This is a genomic window from Streptomyces sp. WI03-4A, assembly GCF_033792105.1.
Classification (GTDB): Bacteria; Actinomycetota; Actinomycetes; order Streptomycetales; family Streptomycetaceae; genus Streptomyces; species Streptomyces collinus_A.
This window is the reverse complement of sequence record NZ_JARAUO010000039.1, coordinates 33,300-51,820: the sequence shown is the minus strand read 5'-3', so window position 1 is coordinate 51,820 and position 18,521 is coordinate 33,300. Positions and strand designations below refer to the sequence as shown.

17 protein-coding genes are annotated in these 18,521 nt (G+C 72.0%); 6 read left to right on the top strand and 11 right to left on the bottom strand.

Annotation, left to right across the window (positions count from 1 at the left end; all coding sequences use genetic code 11):
- The first annotated feature begins 263 nt into the window (after positions 1-263).
- Positions 264-608: a hypothetical protein gene (locus PV343_RS30850; RefSeq protein ID WP_319150333.1), complete on the top strand. Its 345-nt coding sequence runs from the start codon at positions 264-266 to the stop codon at positions 606-608.
- A 90-nt stretch (positions 609-698) separates the two neighbouring features.
- On the opposite strand, the gene PV343_RS30845 is transcribed toward PV343_RS30850, so the two are convergent.
- The 3 genes from PV343_RS30845 to PV343_RS30835 form a co-directional block, all read right to left on the bottom strand.
- Positions 699-1,586 carry an AraC family transcriptional regulator gene (locus PV343_RS30845; RefSeq protein ID WP_319150332.1) on the bottom strand — a complete coding sequence of 296 codons (888 nt, stop codon included), beginning with the start codon at positions 1,584-1,586 and terminating at the stop codon, positions 699-701.
- A gap of 162 nt (positions 1,587-1,748) precedes the next feature.
- Positions 1,749-2,543: an alpha/beta hydrolase gene (locus PV343_RS30840; protein WP_319150331.1), complete on the bottom strand. Its 795-nt coding sequence runs from the start codon at positions 2,541-2,543 to the stop codon at positions 1,749-1,751.
- 205 nt (positions 2,544-2,748) lie between these two features.
- A complete protein-coding gene (locus PV343_RS30835) occupies positions 2,749-3,759 on the bottom strand; it encodes an NADP-dependent oxidoreductase (RefSeq protein ID WP_319150330.1) in 1,011 nt (336 codons plus the stop codon).
- 111 nt (positions 3,760-3,870) lie between these two features.
- On the opposite strand from PV343_RS30835, the gene PV343_RS30830 reads away from it, so the two are divergent.
- A complete protein-coding gene (locus tag PV343_RS30830) occupies positions 3,871-4,440 on the top strand; it encodes a TetR/AcrR family transcriptional regulator (protein ID WP_319150329.1) in 570 nt (189 codons plus the stop codon).
- An 85-nt stretch (positions 4,441-4,525) separates the two neighbouring features.
- On the opposite strand, the gene PV343_RS30825 is transcribed toward PV343_RS30830, so the two are convergent.
- The gene (locus PV343_RS30825; protein ID WP_319150328.1) at positions 4,526-4,810 is read right to left on the bottom strand and encodes a cupin domain-containing protein; all 285 of its coding nucleotides are present in this window, start codon (positions 4,808-4,810) and stop codon (positions 4,526-4,528) included.
- Positions 4,811-4,927: 117 nt separating this feature from the next.
- Entirely contained in the window at positions 4,928-5,827 is a 900-nt protein-coding gene (locus tag PV343_RS30820) for an aminoglycoside phosphotransferase family protein (RefSeq protein WP_319150327.1), read from the bottom strand.
- 187 nt (positions 5,828-6,014) lie between these two features.
- Here PV343_RS30820 and PV343_RS30815 point away from each other — a divergent pair, with 187 nt between their 5' ends.
- Positions 6,015-7,994 carry a lamin tail domain-containing protein gene (locus tag PV343_RS30815; protein ID WP_319150326.1) on the top strand — a complete coding sequence of 660 codons (1,980 nt, stop codon included), beginning with the start codon at positions 6,015-6,017 and terminating at the stop codon, positions 7,992-7,994.
- A 493-nt stretch (positions 7,995-8,487) separates the two neighbouring features.
- Here the strand turns inward: PV343_RS30815 and PV343_RS30810 are convergent, their stop codons facing one another.
- From PV343_RS30810 to PV343_RS30800, 3 genes are all read right to left on the bottom strand, one after another.
- Positions 8,488-11,019, bottom strand: a complete 2,532-nt coding sequence (locus tag PV343_RS30810) for a prolyl oligopeptidase family serine peptidase (protein WP_415923529.1) — start codon at positions 11,017-11,019, stop codon at positions 8,488-8,490.
- Positions 10,995-12,776: an N-acetylglutaminylglutamine amidotransferase gene (locus PV343_RS30805; RefSeq protein ID WP_319150324.1), complete on the bottom strand. Its 1,782-nt coding sequence runs from the start codon at positions 12,774-12,776 to the stop codon at positions 10,995-10,997. The genes PV343_RS30810 and PV343_RS30805 overlap by 25 nt, the downstream gene beginning before the upstream one ends.
- Before the next feature lie 182 nt (positions 12,777-12,958).
- Positions 12,959-14,152, bottom strand: coding sequence for a glutamate--cysteine ligase (locus tag PV343_RS30800; RefSeq protein ID WP_319150323.1), 1,194 nt, complete (start codon positions 14,150-14,152; stop codon positions 12,959-12,961).
- 292 nt (positions 14,153-14,444) lie between these two features.
- Between PV343_RS30800 and PV343_RS30795 the strand changes: the two genes are divergently transcribed.
- The gene (locus PV343_RS30795) at positions 14,445-14,792 is read left to right on the top strand and encodes a UBP-type zinc finger domain-containing protein (protein WP_415923528.1); all 348 of its coding nucleotides are present in this window, start codon (positions 14,445-14,447) and stop codon (positions 14,790-14,792) included.
- Between the two features lie 333 nt (positions 14,793-15,125).
- On the opposite strand, the gene PV343_RS30790 is transcribed toward PV343_RS30795, so the two are convergent.
- Complete coding sequence (locus PV343_RS30790; RefSeq protein ID WP_319150322.1) at positions 15,126-15,767, bottom strand: glyoxalase; 642 nt, start codon at positions 15,765-15,767, stop codon at positions 15,126-15,128.
- A 145-nt stretch (positions 15,768-15,912) separates the two neighbouring features.
- The gene (locus tag PV343_RS30785) at positions 15,913-16,326 is read right to left on the bottom strand and encodes a DUF4345 domain-containing protein (protein ID WP_319150321.1); all 414 of its coding nucleotides are present in this window, start codon (positions 16,324-16,326) and stop codon (positions 15,913-15,915) included.
- A 96-nt stretch (positions 16,327-16,422) separates the two neighbouring features.
- Here PV343_RS30785 and PV343_RS30780 point away from each other — a divergent pair, with 96 nt between their 5' ends.
- Positions 16,423-17,049 (top strand): TetR/AcrR family transcriptional regulator, encoded by a 627-nt coding sequence (locus PV343_RS30780; RefSeq protein WP_319150320.1) that lies wholly within the window; start codon positions 16,423-16,425, stop codon positions 17,047-17,049.
- A gap of 71 nt (positions 17,050-17,120) precedes the next feature.
- Positions 17,121-17,762 (top strand): carbonic anhydrase, encoded by a 642-nt coding sequence (locus PV343_RS30775; RefSeq protein ID WP_319150319.1) that lies wholly within the window; start codon positions 17,121-17,123, stop codon positions 17,760-17,762.
- Between the two features lie 222 nt (positions 17,763-17,984).
- On the opposite strand, the gene PV343_RS30770 is transcribed toward PV343_RS30775, so the two are convergent.
- Complete coding sequence (locus PV343_RS30770; protein WP_319150318.1) at positions 17,985-18,479, bottom strand: FBP domain-containing protein; 495 nt, start codon at positions 18,477-18,479, stop codon at positions 17,985-17,987.
- Positions 18,480-18,521: the final 42 nt, after the last annotated feature.

Here is an 18,521-nt window from a genome sequence, read left to right as displayed (position 1 = left end):
GTGACGGTGACCAGTCGGCGGGAGTCGTCGACGCGTCGCTGGTGAACGGGGTCGCCGGCGTCGTGTTGGAACTGACCGGTGATCGCCTCCGGCCTGGGCGGTATGGCCGCACATTGAGCAGGCGTGAGGGAGCCGTCGGCCCGGGCCGGCCACTGCCGGAACATGTGAGCTGAGCACCGGGCAAGCGAGTGCGGGGGCGCATGACGGCAACTGAGATGATCTGCCGCACGGCAGCGGCACGTCACAAGCGGAGGGGACGTCTGATGCACGAGGGAAAGACGCCGGCGCAGCGGGCTCTGGAGGGGTCCTGGGTCACCGTTGACCGCGTCGGCTTCACCGTCACGGGGTTGTCGATCGAGCACCATCCCGATCGCACGGTGACGCTGGCGTACGGCCTCAGGGTGGAACGTCCGGGCCATCCGGACGAGCGGTGGGCGGTTGCTCTGCCCTGGGACGACAAGTCCTTTATGGACGTGCTCAGTTCGCCCGCTCCGGACGAGGTGCGATTGCGGGAGCTCGTTCACATCGTGCGCGCCCTGGTGGAGGAGTGGTGGGACACCAAGGCCGGCAGCAGGCGGTCGGCGTGGATGGGCCGGCGGATCACCTGAGCCGGCGTCGTCGGTGCCGGTGACCCGGTGGCGCCGGTGACGGCGTCGGTGCCGGTGATGGTCCCCCCTCCGAGCGGCCCCTTGATACGGCTACGCCGACTCGCGGGTGCGTGTGCGGGTCACCGGGATCCACAGCTGCGCGTCGGACTCCGCCGGGGCGTCCCGCGACGGGCGGGTGCGCAGGATCTCCGGTCCCGGGCGGTACTCGTACGGGTTGGACGGGATCCACTGGGCGGCCACGTCGCCCCACAACCGCTGCAGCGCCCGCGGGAACGGGCCGGAGTTCTCGAAGACGGCCCAGGTGCCCGCCGGGCATTCCAGCACGTCGAGGTCCCCGGGCAGTTCGGTGGCTGCGCCGGCCAGAACTGCGTGGTAGTAGTCGAGTTCACTGCCTTCGTCGAAGCCGTCCGTAAGGCGCACGGTGGCCGACACCACGCCCTGCGGGTCCTGGTCGGCGAGGCCGGCGATCCGCAGCATCGTCTCCGGCGAGATGCTCCGGATGTGCTCGGCGATGTGCGGGTTGACGCCCTGGTGGATCAGCGGGACGCGGGCCTTCTTCCCGACGACCCGGAATGCTTCCTTCTCCACGATGCGGTACCGCATGGTGCTGCTCCCTTCGACGGTGAGGCGGAAGGACAACCGGGGCTGGGAGTTCAGAGCCGCGCCGGTACGCCTGGCCTCGCCGGGACCGACGCCGTGCACGGCGCGGAACGCCCGGGCGAAGGCCTCCCCCGAGGTGTAGCCGTAGCGGATCGCGATCTCCAGCAGGGTCGGCTCCCCGGCCAGTACCTCGGCCCCCGCGACGGTGAGCCGCCGACGCCGGACGTACTCCGACAGCGGCATCCCCGCCAGGGACGAGAACAGCCGTCGGAAGTGGTATTCCGACGTGGCCGTGATCCGGGCCAGCGCGGACACCTCGATGTGCTGGTCGAGATGGTCCTCGATGTGTTCCATCGCCTGGTTCAGCCGATCCAGCAACCCCGGCCTCCTTCCTTTCCGATCACCCACGCTAGGAACGACCGGGCCTGCCGCACCCGATATCCTGTGCCCGTTCCGGTCGGGTACGGCAGGCCCCCCTGGCCCGTGCCGCTTCGTCTCGACGGCGCCTGGTCCGGCGGCCCGACGCCGCGAACGGGCAGGTCAGGCCCGCGAGGTGACCGGCCGGCGGAGGTGCCGGGTGAAGAAGCGGGCCGCGCTGTCGGCCTCGAAGCGGGGCAGCTCCTTGTGCCGGCCCGAGTTCACGTGCAACGACTTCTCCTTCGAGGCGAAGGCGTCGAACAGCGCGAGCCCCTCCTCGCGCGAGATGTGCTCGTCGTCCCACTGCATGTCGTACTCGATCGGAACGGTGATCCGCTTCGCCTTCTCGGCCAGGGCGTGCGGCCAGTGCTGGCCGAAGACGGCGGCCGTGACTCTGGGTTCGGTCGCCACGAACGGTACGCCGATCGCGGTGCCCATGTTGATGCCCCAGAAGCCGACCGGCCCTTCGGTGCCGATCTCGGGGAGTTCCTGGAGTGCGTCCAGGGTCGCCCGGTACTCGGGTACGGCGAGCTCTGCCAGGTGGTCGTTGTAGCGCACGACGATCGGGCCTTCCGGTTCGCCCTCCGCCCGCGCCCGGAACAACTCGGCGATCTCCGCCTCGTCGTGCGCCGTGCGCGGCCGGTCGCCGTGACCGGGCGCGTCGATGACGGCGGCGTGGAAGCCGCAGCCGGTCACGAGGAGGCGCGCGCGGCCGGACATCGCCGGGTGCTTCTTGTGGAGACCGCCGCCGTGCGCCATCAGCACCAGGGGCGCGGGCTCGACCGTGTCGGAGATCGGCGACCAGAGGACACCTGGGACGTCGCCCAAGGTGAAGTCGCGTTCGAGCATGCCGTTCGTCGACGACTCGGCGGTGAACCGCAGGGAGTGCGGAGAGTGCATGGACTGCGAGGAGTGCATGGGTGTAGCCCTTCGGGAGTGCCTCGTTGGCGGGGCGCTCCCGGCGACACCTACATCAGTCACCGGCCGTGACGGCAAGGGGGAGCACCCACAGCGATACCACGTTCATGGGTCTCACCTCCTCGACTGGCGTCACGGTCGACCGAAAGCTAGCAGCCTGGTGATCAGCCCCTCAACTCGTTTTCGCCACCCGATACGGCGGTGCCTAGGCGACCGTCAGCACGATCTTGCCCTGGATGTGGCCACGTGCGGCGCGCTCGTGTGCCGCACGGGCGTCCGCGAGGGCGAAGGTGCTGTCGATCGCGACGCGGAGCGTGCCCGCGTCGAGCAGGCTCCCCAGCTCGGCGAGCTGCGCGCCGTTGGAGCGGACCTGGGCGCTCGAGACCGTGACGCCCAGTTTCGCGATCTCCTTCTCGTCGAACTCTCCGGGGAGCACCGGGAACTGGCACCCGCCGGGCTTGAGGGTGCGCAGGAAGCGCCTGCTGGTGGGGCCACCGACGGTGTCGAGCACGAGGTCGACACCGTGTACGAGTTCCTCGGGACGGTCCTTGGTGTAGTCGATGAACCGGTCGGCGCCGAGCTCACGCAGGAAGGATTCGTGTGCGCCGGACGCCACCGCGATGACGTGCGCGCCCTTCCACTTCGCCAGTTGCAGCGCGAAGTGCCCCACACCGCCCGCGGCCCCGTTGACGAGCACCGTCGTGTCGGCGTCGAGAGCCGTCGGGCGGTGCCGGAAGTCCTGGAAGGGCGAGGGATGTTCGTGTCCGGCCTCGATCAGGAACTGCCATGCGGTGAGCCCGGCCATGGGTGTGGCGGCGGCGTGCACATGGTCGACGCCGGCGGGCTTGCGCGCGAGGTGCGACGCGGGCGCGGCCACGTACTCGGCGTACGCACTGCCGCGGAAGCTGGGGAAACGCAGCAGGCCGAAGACTTCGTCCCCGACCGAGAGGCCGGCCACGTCCGCGGCGACGGCCTCGACGACCCCCGACACGTCCGTACCCGGGATCACCGGCAGCCGGACCGACGATTCCGTCTCCCCCGGCATGGTGGTCAGCCCGCCGCGCAGGTACCAGTCCGGAGGATTGACGCCGACCGCGTGCACGCGGACGAGCACCTCGCCCGGGCCCGGCTCGGGAATCGGCGCCACCTCGTAGCGCAGGACCTCCGGGCCGCCGTGCTCATGGAGCCGGACCGCCCTCATCGTGTGTGTGGACATCGTTCTCTCCTGCTCGCGCCGCGGGATACGCTGATTCGGATCAGCGATCCATATAAATGGACCACTGATCCGAATATATGGACCACTGATCCGGATAGTCAAGAGGGACCGATGCGGGCCGACGCCAGGAAGAACCGCGACCACCTGCTCGCCGTAGCGGGCGCCGCCATCACCGAGCAGGGCGTCGACGTGTCGATGCGCGACATCGCGCGCAGGGCCGACGTCGGGCTCGCGACGCTGCTGCGGCACTTCCCGACCCGCGAGGCGCTGCTGGAGGCCCTGCTCCACAGCAGCTTCGGGGAACTGACGGAAAAGGCGCGCGAGTTCGAGACGTCCGGCTCGCCCGAGGACGCGCTCGTCTCGTGGCTGCGCGACTGCGTCGGATGGACCACCGAGTACCGGGGTGTGACGGTGCTGATGGCGGCCGCCATCGACGACACCGAATCGGCGCTCCACGCCTCGTGCGTGACCCTGCGCGCGGCGGGTGCGCGGCTCCTCACCCGTGCCCAGGCCGCGGGCGTGGCGCGGAGTGATGTCGACGGCGCCGATCTGTTCGCCCTGATCGCCATGCTCGCCTGGCTCGGCGACCAGCCCTCGCTCGCGCCCCGCGCCGATCACCTCTTCGACGTCGTCGCGGACGCGATTCTGGTGCGCGGGGCCGTCGGTCACACGGAGGGGTGACACCGCCCGGAGGGCCGTGGGCGGGCATGCCGAGGGCGGCGTCGATACGGGCGAGGCTCTCGGCGAGCAGCCCCACGCCCCTGTGCTACTTGAGCTCGATCTCGACGAAGGCCAGGGCCGAGGTGCCGGCGTTGACGACTTCGTGCTCACCGCCGGCCGGCCGGGCGTAGGACTCGCCGGCCCTCAGCTCCGAGGGGGTGACCGTGCCGTCGGGGCCGATCACGTCGGTGCGTCCGTCGACGACGGGAACGACCACGTAGTCGTACGCGTGCACGTGACGGCCGGTACTCTGCCCGGGCTCGAAGTCCCAGCGGGTCACGCGCACCCGTTCGTCCTCGTGCTGCACGCTCGCGCGAGCCGTCGTGGTCATGATCACTCTCCTTGCTCTCGGTCAGGCGCGGGTACTACGCGTACTGCGAGCAGGCAGCACCACAGGAGGGCAGGCTAGGCGGTGTTCCGCACATTCTCGGATCATGGATCCGGTGTGTCATCGCTCCCGCAGCACGGTGCGGATCACGTGCCGGGCGTTGCGCGCCATCGCCGGGTTCGTTTCGCGGTAGTAGGGCAGGGCGACCAGCGCCTGGGAGAGCGTTCGTCCTCGGCCGCGCGTCCAGGTCGCGTCGTCCACGTTCAGAGCGGCGCGGAAGACTTCCCTGGCCTTGGCCGGCAGCAGGTTCCACGCCGGGAACAGGTCGCAGGCCGGATCGCCCGTTCCGAGGCACCCGAAGTCGATGACCGAGGTCAGCCTGCCCCCGTCCACCAGGAGGTTGCCCGGCATCAGGTCGGCGTGCAGCCACACCGGCGGTCCGTCGTGGCCGGGGGCCAGCAGTGCTTCCTCCCACACGGCTGCGACTGCGTCACAGTCGACGCCCTCCTGGGGGATCCGGCGCAGTTCCTCGATCGCCGCCCGGGTCTCCGCGTCGAGCGAGGCGAGTGGACCTCCGCGGTGGGCCCGCGGGGCGCCGGTCAGGGTGATGCTCCGCATAGCCGCGACGAAGGCGGCCAGATCCTCGGCGAGCAGCACCGGCTCGCTCAGGAGTCCCACCTCGGGATTCGCCCCCGCCAGCCACCGGTACACCGACCACGGCCACGGATATCCGTGCGCCGGCCCACCCTCGCCGAGAAGCTCGGGAACGGCCGTGGGCAGACGAGGCGCGAGCCTGGGCAACCACGTCCGCTCCCTCATCACGTCGTCGGCCCCACCCCGCACGAGCGGCAGGCGTACGACCATGTCGTCGCCCAGCCGGTACATGGCGTTCACGGTGCCGCCGGACGCCAACCGCTCGACGGTCAGGTGCGCCCATCGCGGGAACTGCCCGGCGACCAGCCGCCGTACGAGGCCGGCGTCGATGGGGTGCATACCTGGGTGCATCTGCCCTGTGCTCATGGCCAGTCATCCGACCGCCGGACACCGTCCAGCGTCAATCGCTTTTGCGACGGGCACCGGTCGCCCGCGACTGCGGAAACTCCGCCGCTCCGCTGCGCCTCTGCGAGCCTGTCGTTCCGGCGCCCAGCAGGTGCCATTCAGCCGCCGTACACGCTGAATCCTCTTTCTGTCAGCAGAGTTCCGCCTCGTGCCTACCTCACACTCGCGTGCCGGCGTCGCCTCCGTATGCGCCGCTGCTCTGACGTTCTCGGGACTGCTGGTCACGGGGGTGGTCGCGGCGCAGCCCGCGGCCGCCGCCGACCCGGCCGGCTACCAGAACGTCCGTATCAACGAAGTCACCTCGTCGGGCAACGACACGGTGGAGCTGTACAACCCCGGCTCTACCGCGGTCAGCATCAGCGGCTGGAAGATGTCCGACGACAGCTTCTCGCAGCAGTCGTTCAGCCCGTCGTCCACCACGATCGCGGCGGGCGGCTTCGTCACCTTCAACTCGCCCAAGGGGTTGGGTGATTCGGACAAGGTGGTGATCTACACGTCCGGCGGCACGGTGGTCGACCGTGTCGATTGGGCCACCGACAACGCGAAGCCGGCGATGGCGCGTTGCGGTGGCGACGGTACCGGCGCGTGGGTGACCACCACCACCGCGGCCACCTTCGGTGCCGCGAACGCGGGCGGCTGCCCGTCGACGATCCCGGCGGCGAGCAAGGTGCGAGTCAACGAGGTCACCTCCGCCGGCGCGGACACCGTGGAGCTGTACAACGGCGGCACCAGCGCGGTCAGCGTCGGGGCGTGGAAGTACGTCGACAACGACACCACCCACTCGGCGGCCACGGTCTCGTCCTCCTCGCCGAGCGCGACCAGCATCCCGGCCGGCGGCCGCGTCACCTTCAACTCCACCCTCGGCCTGGGCGACAACGACTCGCTGCTCCTCCTCGACGGCAACGGCGACACGGTCGACTCGGTGACCTGGGCGTCCACCGGCGCCACGCCGTCGGACGAGCGTTGCGCCGACGGCACCGGCTGGTTCCAGGCCTCCGCGACCGCGACGCTCGGCAGCGCCAACTCCTGCTCCGGCAGCGGCGGTGGCGGTGGCGGTGGCGGCCAGACGGGACAGCTGCTCGGTGGCGGCGGCTCGCTCACCAGCGGCTGCGCGCCCGAGGCGCCCAGCGGTACGGGTTCCACCCCCTCGGGCACCCAGGCATGGCCCGGCGGCCTCGACGTCACCATCGTTGACAACGTCTGCGCGTTCACGACGTCCACCGGCCCCGAGGGCCGCGATGTGAGCGGTCTGGCGTTCGACCCGACGAACCCGTCGGTGCTGTGGGCGGCCAAGAACAAGAACTGGCTGTTCAAGCTGGTCAAGAGCAACGGCAAGTGGATCCCGGACGCGTCGTGGAGCGCGACCGGCAAGCAGATCCGCTTCGCGAGCGGCTCCGGCGAGCCGGACTCCGAGGGCCTGACCGTCGGCGCCAACGGCCACGTCTACGTGACCTCCGAGCGCGACAACACCAACAGCACGGTGCCCAAGGACACGATCATGGAGTTCGACCCGGCCGCGACCGGCTCGACCCTCACGCCGGTTCACCAGTGGGACATGACCTCGCAGTTCCCGCAGCTGAACACCGGCAGCAAGGACGACGCCAACCTCGGCTTCGAGGGCGTCGGCTACGTCCCGGACAGCTGGCTGACCGCCAACAACTGGGTGGACCCGCGCACCGGTGCCGCCTACAACCCGGCGAACTACCCTCTGCACGGCTCGGGCCTGTTCTTCGCCGGCCTGGAGTGGGACGGCTCGCTGCACGTCTACGGCCTCAACTCCGACGGCACGTTCACCACGTTCACCACCATCGCGACCGGCAAAGCCTCCGTGATGGACGTGATGTTCGACGCAGGCACCCAGCGCCTCGTCGCGACCTGCGACAACACCTGCGGCGAGACGCACACCTTCATGAAGGTCGACGCGAGCGGCGCGATCGTCCCGGACGTGACCTACACCAACCCGGCGGTCATGCCCGTCGACAACCTGGAGGGCTTCGCGATCGCGCCGACCTCGACCTGCGTCAACGGCTCGCGCGAAGCGGTCTGGTCCGACGACGGCATCCACGGCTTCGGCTCGGGGACTTCCTCCAACGGGCACGCCCTGTACAGCGGCGCCTTCCCCTGCTGAACACCGCCGGCGGAAGTGAGGTCCCCTGAGGGACAGACTGCGAAGAAGCTCCCGGCGAGCGGGGTGGCGAGCAAGCCACCCGGGCCTGCCGGGAGCTTCAGCGGTCTTGTCCGGCTCCGGTGAGGACGTGGCCTGGGCTCCGGGCTGAATGGTGCGGGGGTGGAGCGGGGGCGCTGCCGTGGTCGCGGCCTGCTGGGCCAGGAGGCCGGTGACCAGGGTGAGCGGGGGCCAGGACAGGCGGCCGTGCCGGGCGACGGCGTAGGCGCGCATGGTCACCGGCCACGCGTGCGTACCAGCCGCTGCACACCGGACTGCTCCCGGCTCGGACGCGCGACTACACCGACACCAGGGCCGCGCGCGGGGCCACGTACTTCTACACGCTGGAGGCGGTGCGCGCCGACGGCAGCGTCGCGGGCACGTACGGGTGGAGCTGCGTCTTCCAGGACCGCCTGTAGGGCGACGGAGCCCCGTCCGAGCCGGGTCGGCCGGCCAGTCAGCCGGTCAGGTGCCGTTCCAGCCAGTCGGCGGCGGCGCGGCGGAAGAGCCGGCGGTTGTCGGCCCGCAGGAAGTCGTGGCCCTCGTCGCGCAACGTGAGGAGTTCGGCGTTCAGGCCGCGTTCGCGTGCCGCTCGTACGAACTGCTCGGACTCCCCCGGCGGCACGTTGGTGTCGTGTTCCCCGTGCACGGCGAGCAGCGGCGCCCGCAGCGCGTCGATGCGGCTCATGGGTGAGAGCCGGCGCAGGAGTTCACGGTCGCGTTCGGGGTGGCCGTACTTGTGGGCCGCCGACTGGGCGATCCAGGGTTCGGTGCCCTGGAAGAACGTCGCGAAGTCCGACATGCCGCACACCGCGACGCCGGTGCGGAACAGCTCCGGGTGCCGGACCAGGGAGGCGAAGGTGAGGTAGCCGCCGTAGGAGCGGCCCATGACCGCGAGCCTGGAGGGGTCGGCCGATCCGCTCAGCACCGCGTGGGCGGCGCAGTCCGCCACGTCGTCGATCGCGGCGAAACGCCCCTCGCCCAGGTCCGAGTCGACGAACGACCTGCCGTATCCGGACGATCCGCGTACGTCCGGGGCGAAGACGTCCACTCCCCGGCCCAGGATCTCGTGGTAGAGCGGTTCGAGGACGGGGCGCTCCTGGTCCTCGGGGCCGCCGTGCAGGTGGATGACGCAGGGCGCGGGCTCCCCGGGGTTGCGGCCCGGTGCGCGGTAGTACCAGCCGTTCAGCGGCACCCCGTCCCGCGCCGTGAGGCGGCGGTGGACGGGGCGTACCGGCGGGCGGCCCGGCGGGACGGCGTCCTCGTCCGCCGACGACCAGGGGGTGCGCACCGTGGTGACTCCCTCGGGGAGCCACCAGATCCCGGGGCGGCGCTGGGATCCCGAGAGTGCCAGGAGCAGTCGTCCCGGTCCGGCATCGGCGATACGGGTGACCACTTCGTGCGGCAACTCCAGTAGTAGGCGCGACCGTTCGGACGGGGTTTCCGTCGTTCCCGCCGTGGCCCGCGACGCACCGGGCGAAGGCCCCGAAGCCCCCGCAGCGCCCGAAGCCCCCGTGGCGCCCGTCGGGGCGACGTCGAAGATCTCGACCTCGCTGGTGCCCCGGACGTTCCAGGCGAGGACGGCGGCGCTGCCGTCGTGGGCGCAGCGCAGCAGTTCGAGGTCGCTGTCGTCCCGTGCCGCGCCGACGGACCAGCCGCACGGCTGTCCGTCCGGGTCGAGTTCGGCGGCGAGGAGCACCGCGAACTCGCGGTAGGCGTCGCTTCGCAGCCAGAGGGTGTCCGCGCCGGGCGAGAACGCGCCGATCCACGGGTCGCCGTCGGCCACCGGCGTCACGCAGGTCGTCACACGGTCGGTGATGCGCAGGACGACGGCCTCGCGCCGCCCGCGGGGGCCCCGGCGCAGCAGTGCCAGTGTGCCGTCGCGGCTGAGGTCGCACACGCGCAGCGTCGCCGCGTCCTGCTCGGTGGCGAGCAGGGCGGGGGCGGTCACGCCGTCGGGGTCGACGAGGTAGGCCGACAGTCCGTCGCCGAAGCCGGCCGTCGGGGCGGCGTGCCGGACGCCGAGAGCGTCGGTCGTCAGCGTCTCGACGGTCGTGTGGGGTGACGCGATGCCGGGTTCGCGGTCCGTGGGGGCCGAGGGCAGCGCGAGTCCGTGGTCGGCGTGCGGCGCCGTGTCGAGGCGTACGGCGTCGAAGAGTACGGCGTCGCCCATGGGGCCGTGGCCGTGCTCGGACAGACGGTCGGCGGCCCGGCCGAGGCCGGCGCCGGCGAGGGCGGGCTCCGCCGTGGCGTCGGGGGCCGGCTCGGTGGGGACCGCGACGGTGACGGCGACCGCCGATCCGTCGTGTGCCCAGCAGCCCAGGTGGGCGGAGCTGCCCGGCTCGGCGCCGGCCATGATGTGCCGGTCGCTGCCGTCGGGGCGTACGCACAGCACCCGTTTCTGTTCGCCGCCCCCGGGGGCGGTGGTGTAGGCGATCCAGCGGCCGTCGGGCGACCAGGACACCTCCCGCACGGGGTCGGGTCCGTCGTCGAGCAGCCGCGGCGCGTCACCGTCGACGGGGCCCACCCAGAGCTGGGGTACGCCGCCCCGGTCGCAGATGAAGGCGACCTGTGCGCCGGCCGGGTCGGCCGAGGGGTACCAGCAGCCGTGGGCGATGAGCCGCGTCGTCGCGTCGCGCGGCCCGGATGCGTCCGGGAGCGGGACGCGGGCCGGCGCGGCGAAGGCGGGGCCGCGGCCGTCGGGGGCCGGCGGCGCCGCACTGCCGTTGGCGCTCGGGCGGCCGCCCGCGTTCGACGGCGCCGAGCCGGAGGTCCGCCTCGGGTCGGCGGTCAGGTGATGCCCGGCGGCAGCAGGTCCGGCGAGAGCGTTCCCCTCAGGGACGCTCCGGGAAGGGGCGTTCCCCTCAGCGGCGCCGCGCGCAGGGACGCTCCCCGCAGGGCCGGTCCCGGCAGAGGTCCCGCCCCTGCCGAGTGCGCCCTCCGTGACGGCTTCCGGTGCTCCGGTCAGATTCCGTGCGTCTGCAGCCATATCTCCAGCAAAGCCAGTTGCCACAGCGCGTTCGCTCCGCGCCTGGTGCGGTGTCGGTCGGGTGCCGCCAGCAGTTCGGCGACGTACGTGTCCTGGAAGAGGCCGCGCCGCCTGGCCTCGGGGGCGTCGAGCGCCTCCCGCACCCGCTCCAGGACGGGTCCGGCCATGTGGGTGATCGCCGGGACCGGGAAGTAGCCCTTCGGTCGGTCGACCACGTCGTGGGGCAGCAGTTTGCGGCCGGCCTCCTTCAGGACGCCTTTGCCGCCGTCGGCCAGCTTCAGCTCCGGCGGGCAGGCGGCGGCCAGCTCCACCAGTTCGTGGTCGAGGAACGGCACGCGGGCCTCCAGGCCCCAGTCCATCGTCATGTTGTCGACCCTCTTGACCGGGTCGTCCACCAGCATGACGTGGGTGTCGAGCCGCAGGGCCGCGTCGAGCGCGGTCTCGGCTCCCGGCACCGCCATGTGCGCGCGGACGAAACGGCCGGAGACGTCGTCCTGGGGCAGCATGTGCGGTTGCAGGATCGCGGCGAGGTCGGCGTGGGACCGGTCGAAGTACGTCTCCATGTACGTCTCCGGCTCGTCCTCGCGGGCCGCGTCGGCCAGTCGCGGGTACCAGTGGTAGCCGGCGAACACCTCGTCCGCGCCCTGGCCGCTCTGGACGACCTTGACGTTCCTGGCCACCTCTTCGGAGAGCAGGTGGAAGGCGACCGCGTCGTGGCTCATCATCGGCTCGCTCATCGCCGCGATCGTCGCGTCCAGGGCGGTCGACACGCGGTGCGAGGGGATGACCAGTTGGTGGTGGTCGGTGGCGAACTCCCGCGCGATCAGGTCGGAGTACCGGAACTCGTCTCCGTCCGTGCCGCCCTCCGACTCGAAGCCCACGCTGTACGTCGCGAGGTCGCGCTGTCCTTCGTCGGCCAGCAGGGCGACGATCAGGCTGGAGTCCAGACCTCCGGAGAGCAGGACGCCGACCGGCACGTCCGCGACCATCCGGCGGCGTACGGCGGTGCGCAGCGCGTCCAGCACCGCGTCCCGCCACTCGGTGGCGCTCATGCCCGCGTGCTCGGGACGGCGGGTGTACGACGGCTGCCAGTAGCAGTGCTCCCGGTACGTACCGTCCGGCTCGACGATCCGCACGGTGGCCGGGGGCAGCTTCCGCACCCCGGTCAGGACGGTGCGGGGCGCGGCCACGGTCGCGTGCCAGCTGAAGTACTGGTGCAGGGCGGCGGGGTCGAGCGAGGTGTCGACGTCACCGGCGGCGAGCAGCGCGGGCAGCGAGGAGGCGAAGCGCAGCCGTTCGGGGGTCTGTGCGAGGTAGAGGGGCTTGATGCCCAGCCGGTCGCGTACGAGGACCAGCCGGCCGGTGCGGTGTTCGACGAGGGCGAAGGCGAACATGCCGCGGAACCGGTCGACGCAGTCGGTGCCCCACTGCTGGTACGCCTTGAGGACGACCTCGGTGTCGGACGTGGAGCGGAACCGGTGGCCCAGGGCCTTGAGTTCGGCGCGCAGCTCCTCGTAGTTGTAGATGCAGCCGTTGAAGACGCCGGTGAGGTGCAGCTGGGGGTCGGTCATCGGCTGGTCCCCGCGTTCGGAGAGGTCGATGATCTTCAGCCGGCGGTGTCCCAGGGCCACGGCGTCCCGCGACCAGATGCCGTGTCCGTCGGGGCCGCGGGCGGCGAGACGGTCACTCATGCGTTCGACGGCCGCCACGTCGGGCCGCGAGCCGTCGAAGCGCATCTCTCCGCTCAGGCCGCACACCCGGAACCACCTCCCCACTGCGCGTACGGGGCGCGCGGGGCGTACAGCGATGCGCTGTACGCCGGCGCGCCCTTCGTCATGTGGCAGGGACTGGTCGACACGGTGCTGTCTCTCCTCAGGGGCAGGAGTGGGTACGGCGTGGCGGGTCGGTCGATGGAAGGTCTCAACGGTTCGTGTTCACCTCAAAGGCCGGCGGCCCATACCGGGCGCACAGGGTGGGTGGGCGCGGCGAACCGCTCCGGGGGCGTGATGCGCCCGGGGTCGGCGGTGACGGGCCGGGGGCGCGGGTGGTCGTCGCCCCGGGTCTCCGCGATCGTCATGTCGGTGCAGGCCAGCAGGCCCTCCCCCGCGGCCGTGCGGCGCATGCGGTGGGCGGCGCTGCCGGTCGCGAGCGCCCGTTCGGCGAGGTCGCGGACCGTGTGCCGGTCTCCGGCGGCCTCGAGCGCCGGTGCCACCCGTCGCAGCAGGCTGTGGACGACTTCGGCCGCGGGCGCCTCGTGCCGCGTGCCGGGGTCGATCAGGTTTCCTTCCAGGCCCGATCGCGCGGCCCGCCAGGCAGCGGCGCGCAGCCACTCGTGCCGGCCGGCGCAGGCCGGGACGCCGCCCGCCGCGATCCGCTCGCGGGCTTCGGTCACCAGCGCACGGAAGAGGCCGGCGATGAGCACGACCGTCTCCGCGCGCGGGCAGGCGTCGCAGATGCGCAGTTCGAGGGTCGGCTGGTGGGCGGAGGGCCGGATGTCGTAATAGATCATTCCCGCGTCGCTGATGACACCGGAGTCCACGAGGCACCGCACGGCCGCGTCGTACTCGGCGGCGTCGGCGAAGCAGCCGGGCGGGCCCGCGGTGGGCCAGCGCTGCCACAGCATGGTCCGCCAGCTGGCGTATCCGGTGTCGGCGCCCTCCCAGAACGGCGAGCTGGCGGACAGCGCCAGCAGCACGTGCAGCCACGGCGACACCTCGCACATGACGCGTACGGCGAGGTCGCGGTCGGGGACGTCGACGTGGACGTGTGTTCCGCAGATCAGCTGCTCGTCGGCGATCATGCGGTACTCGTCGACCATGTGCCGGTAACGGTCGCCCGCGGTGGGGCGTATGTCCGCGGTGCGCGCCAGCGGGACCGTGCCGGCGGCCACCACGGCCAGACCGTGCGCGCTCGCGGCGGTGTCGAGCCGGCCCCTGGTGACGATGACGTCGCTGTACAGACCGTCCAGGGACGAGTGCACACCGCTGTTCGACTCGACGGTCGACTGCTGCAGCTCGGTGGTGAACGTCTGCTCGGGAAGTCCTTCCAGCACCGCCGCGGCACGGGGCACGAGCAGGCCCGTCCCCACCTCGACGACGTGGAACTCTTCCTCCACTCCGATACGAACGGTCATGACACTCCAGAGAGGGCGGGCGGACATTCGACTGCCTCGCCCGGGACCAGTTCCACCCCGCCGGTACGCCGACGCCCGGGCTGTGTACCTCTGGGTTCCCAGATGACTCATTACCAACCATAGGCCGCTCCCCCGAGACCCGCGCTTCACAGATGAGCGGCGGCAGCGTGCCGCATCCGAAGGGCCGGGAACGTACGAAGGACGGTGGACGGCAGTCGGGAAGCCGGCCCGCCGGTGGAGACTCGCCAGTGGGGACGCGCCGATGGAGACCCGCCAAGGGAGAGGTGACGCCATGACGAGGTGGGAGGAGCGACCGGACGGAGGCCGGCCGGAGGGTCGTAACTGCGCCCACGCCGGTACGGCTCCCTTCCCGGAACCCGCACCGCTGAGCGACGCGTGCCTCGGCTGCGCCGTCCGGGGCCGCCAGGGGACGACGGGCGGCCTGCGGCTCTGTCTGACCTGCGGCCACGTCGGATGCAGCGACAGTTCGCCGGGCGCCCACGCGACCGCTCACCACGAGGCGACCGGGCACCCCCTCGTACGCTCCGCGGAACCCGGCGAGTCGTGGGCCTGGTGCTACGTGGACGAGGTGTTCCTGCGGCCGCGGGGCGGCGCGTCGCCGGGGTGTTCGCCCGGATGAGTGGTCCGCCGTCGCGCACCGGGGGGCTCAGCGATCGGCCGGCCGGCCACGGCGTGACCGCCGCCATGCTGTTGGCGTGGCCGCCGGTCCCGAGGTGGGGCCGCACGGTGGCAGGCCGCCGGTCCCGCCCACGCCGGTGAGCCCGTGCAGTCGGTCGAGAGCCGCGGCCATGTCGGCTGCCGCCGCGGGCGCGAGCGGCCGGCGCACGATGTACGACTTGGGCGCGAAGGCGACTCCGGCCCCCGGAGGCCGCCGCCCCCGGCCGGTACGCCGACGCCCACGCACCTGGCCGACGTGCGCCCCGCGCCCCTGAGCCGCTGGTGACGGCTGCGCTCAGGCCGTCGTCGCGGCCGCCCGGGCGCTGACACCGGCCTCCCATACGAACCCGTCCAGGTCCGTGCAGGGGCCGGCGGCGCCGGACAGGACGAGCCGGTGGGATCCGGTGCCCTCGGGGGACACGCCCGCGTCCTTGGCCAGGGCGCGGCGCTTGTACAGCGCGAGCTTGACCTCGCCCGGGCCGGCGGCGAACTCGACGTACTTGCCGCCGAAGCTCTTCCCCACGCTCAGGCCCCGCTCGGCGTAGAACTGCTTGGTGGCCTTCACGTCCTCGACGCCGAGCAGGAGCACGAGCTCGTCGAAGGCGCGGGTGACCGGGCCACTGTCCTTCTTCGCCGAGGTCGCGATCTTCACGATCGTGCCGTCCGGGGCCTGGACGACACCGCCGTAGCCCCACAGCGACTTCGAGGCCGCCTTGAGGGTGGTGGCACCGGCGTCGACGGCGGCGGCGACGAGGGCGTCGACGTCGCCCGGCTGGGACACCACCAGCGACAGCGTGAACCCCCGGAAGCCGGACGTGGCGGTCGAGGAGGCCCGCAGACGCAGGTGCGGGGAGTCGGGGCCGAGGACGGCGGAGTAGAAGCGGGTGGCGGCCGCGAGGTCGGCCACTTCCAGGGTGACGGCGTCGATGGAGTTCATGCCTACGACGGTAGGAGCAGCGGGGCGACCGGCGCTTCTCGAAAACTGACCGGTTCGGGCGGCCGCCCCGACCGGCCGGTACGGCGGTCGGTTCGGCCGGTCTCGCCGGACATCTTCGCCGTCGGCTGGTTGACGTGATCCTCGTTCACCGGCCGGCGGCCGCGGCTTCCGGGCGGCCGCTCAGGGCCCGCTCCTCCGCGTCGGCCAGCCAGAAGAAGACCGGCGGCAAGGTCAGCTCGATCACCGCCAGCGCGATCTGGAACCACTGCGGCCGGCCGTGCACGGCGAGTGAGAGCAGTCGGCCCACGCCGCCCAGCAGGAAGACGGCCGCCAGCCACCGCACGGCCCGAGCCGGGACGGGACGCTGCCGGGCGGCCCAGACCCAGGCCAGCCCGTAGCCGACAAAGGAGGCGCCCATGAACCGGCCCCAACTGTCGACCGTCGCACCGGCGGAGCCGGCTCCCGGGATCGCCGCGTTGCCGAGTGCCACGTGGAACAGGCCGATCGCCACACAGGACCAGCCCATGAGCAGTGTCAGTACGCGCAGGGTCCTGGCCATGCTTCCCCCAGAGTCGCGGTGCCGAACGAAGACCAGTTGACATGTGTCTACTACAGTGGAGCGCCTTAGTAGACGCATGTCAACTAGACTCCATGCGTGCCATCTCGCCAGCGACTCACCCCCGACGCCCGCCGCGCCCAGCTCCTCGCCGTCGGCGCGCGGCTCTTCGCCGCGCACCCGTACGCCGACGTCCTGATGGAGCACGTCGCCGAAGAGGCGGGCGTCTCCCGGGCGCTGCTCTACCGCCACTTCCCCAGCAAGCACGCCCTCTTCGCGGCCGTCTACCAGCAGGCGGCGGACCAGCTGCTCGCCGAGACACGGCTCGACCCAGCCGACTCCCTGGTGGACCAGTTGATCCAGGGCATGGACGTCCACCTCGACTACTTCGTGGCGAACCGCAACGCCGTCCTGGCCGCGAACCGTGTCCTCGCGGGCGACCCGGTGATCCAGACGATCATGACGAACGAGCTGGACGCCCTCCGCGCGCGACTGCTGACCGTGCTGCCACTCGCCGACGAGACGGCCCGCGAAGCCGTGTCGGGCGTCCTCAAGAGCTGGCTGGTCTTCGTCCAGGTCCTCGTCGTGGACTGGCTCAGTGAAAAGACCTGCACCCGCACCCAGTTGCGCGATGTCTGCGTGGGCGCGGTTCTCGGCGCCCTGCGTCCCCTGCTGGCCGACGACCCCGCCCCGGACTGGCCGCGGCACGGGCCCGCGCAGCGGTGACGCGCACATGCCGCCCCGCGTGGCAGGGGGGCGCTCTCGCGGCGCGCGGCGACAGGACGTAGTCTGCGGCCATGATCGACGCCCCTATTTCGACACCTCAGGCCGCGCTCGACACGCTGCTGGCCGGCAACCAGCGATTCGTCGCCGGTGCGACGGAGCACCCGAACCAGGACGCGGCCCGCCGCGCCGAGACCGCTCCGTCCCAGAGCCCCTTCGCGGTGCTGTTCGGATGTTCCGACTCCCGCCTGGCCGCCGAGATCATCTTCGACCGGGGGCTGGGCGACCTGTTCGTCGTCCGCACCGCCGGGCACGTCGCGGGACCGGAGGTGCTCGGCAGCATCGAGTACGGCGTCAGCGTGCTCGACTGCCCCCTGGTCGTGGTGCTCGGCCACGACGCCTGCGGCGCGGTCGCGGCGACCCGCGCCGCCGTCCAGGACGGCACCGCCGCCGGCGGTTACGTGCGCGACGTGGTCGAGAAGGTGACCCCCAGCGTGCTGGCCTCCCGCGCCGCCGGCCACACCGAGGACAGCGAGTTCATCGACGAGCACATAAGGCGCACCGTCGACCTGCTGCTGGAGCGCTCGCGCGCCCTCGCCGACGCGGTCGAAGCCGGCCGGGTCGCGGTCGCCGGTATGTCCTACCGGCTCGCCGACGGCACCGCCCACCTGGTCACCGTCCGCGGCCTCGCCCTCCCCGCGGACGCGGCGAGCTGACCCCCGACGGTTCGACCAACGGCGCTCAGGCCGGGGCTCCCGGCTCGGGCCTGGGTGCCGGCGCGGCGCTGTGGCCGCCGAGTGCCCGCCTTCCTCGCTCCGCGTACGTACCTTCGGCGCCCGGCGCGGTGGAGCGAGCGGTTCGCTGAGCCGTGCGAGCCGTGCGAGCCGTGCGAGCCGTGCGAGCCGTGCGAGCCGTGCGACATGTAACCGGTGCGCGCTTCAGGCCGCGGTGACCCGGGCGATGAACGCCGCGAGGTTCGCGACGGTCCGCTGGACCTTCTCCTCCAGGGTGAGCGACTCGGGCAGGCGCGCGCCGACGCCCGCGTCCTTCCTGCCCCGCACGTACAGCGGGCAGGCCAGGTCGCCGCACATGTAGACACCCACGGAGTTCCCCTGCTGCCCGGCCCGGCCCGCCTTCGCGGCGACCATGAGGGTCACGCCACCGGTGTGGGTGGTCAGGCAGAGCGAGCACATACTGCGCCGCGTCTGCCACGAGGACGCCCCGGAGGTACGCAGCGTGAGCGCGACGGGACGGCCGTCCAGTTCGGTCGCGAGGTAGGCGCGGTCGGGGGCCTGGGGGTCCCGCCAGCCGAGGAAGTCCAGGGCGTCCCAAGGTTGTTCGGCCAGGTCACGCGGGACGGACAGACGCTTCGCCTCGCCCTTGGTGCAGTTCACGAAGGCGGCGCGGATCTCCCGCTCGGTCAAGGGTCTCATGAGTCGCAGGCTAATTTGCCTAAAGGCTTTAGGCAAATGGCT

Bases quoted from the DNA above. Each gene is read 5' to 3' on its own strand.
- PV343_RS30835 (WP_319150330.1), bottom strand. From the start codon at position 3,759: ATGTCCACACACACGATGAGGGCGGTCCGGCTCCATGAGCACGGCGGC.
- PV343_RS30770 (WP_319150318.1), bottom strand. From the start codon at position 18,479: ATGAGACCCTTGACCGAGCGGGAGATCCGCGCCGCCTTCGTGAACTGC.
- PV343_RS30800 (WP_319150323.1), bottom strand. From the start codon at position 14,152: ATGACCGTTCGTATCGGAGTGGAGGAAGAGTTCCACGTCGTCGAGGTG.
- PV343_RS30810 (WP_415923529.1), bottom strand. From the start codon at position 11,019: ATGGCTGCAGACGCACGGAATCTGACCGGAGCACCGGAAGCCGTCACG.
- PV343_RS30850 (WP_319150333.1), top strand. From the start codon at position 264: ATGCACGAGGGAAAGACGCCGGCGCAGCGGGCTCTGGAGGGGTCCTGG.
- PV343_RS30790 (WP_319150322.1), bottom strand. From the start codon at position 15,767: ATGAACTCCATCGACGCCGTCACCCTGGAAGTGGCCGACCTCGCGGCC.
- PV343_RS30820 (WP_319150327.1), bottom strand. From the start codon at position 5,827: ATGAGCACAGGGCAGATGCACCCAGGTATGCACCCCATCGACGCCGGC.
- PV343_RS30825 (WP_319150328.1), bottom strand. From the start codon at position 4,810: ATGACCACGACGGCTCGCGCGAGCGTGCAGCACGAGGACGAACGGGTG.
- PV343_RS30795 (WP_415923528.1), top strand. From the start codon at position 14,445: ATGACGAGGTGGGAGGAGCGACCGGACGGAGGCCGGCCGGAGGGTCGT.
- PV343_RS30775 (WP_319150319.1), top strand. From the start codon at position 17,121: ATGATCGACGCCCCTATTTCGACACCTCAGGCCGCGCTCGACACGCTG.
- PV343_RS30830 (WP_319150329.1), top strand. From the start codon at position 3,871: ATGCGGGCCGACGCCAGGAAGAACCGCGACCACCTGCTCGCCGTAGCG.
- PV343_RS30785 (WP_319150321.1), bottom strand. From the start codon at position 16,326: ATGGCCAGGACCCTGCGCGTACTGACACTGCTCATGGGCTGGTCCTGT.
- PV343_RS30840 (WP_319150331.1), bottom strand. From the start codon at position 2,543: ATGCACTCCTCGCAGTCCATGCACTCTCCGCACTCCCTGCGGTTCACC.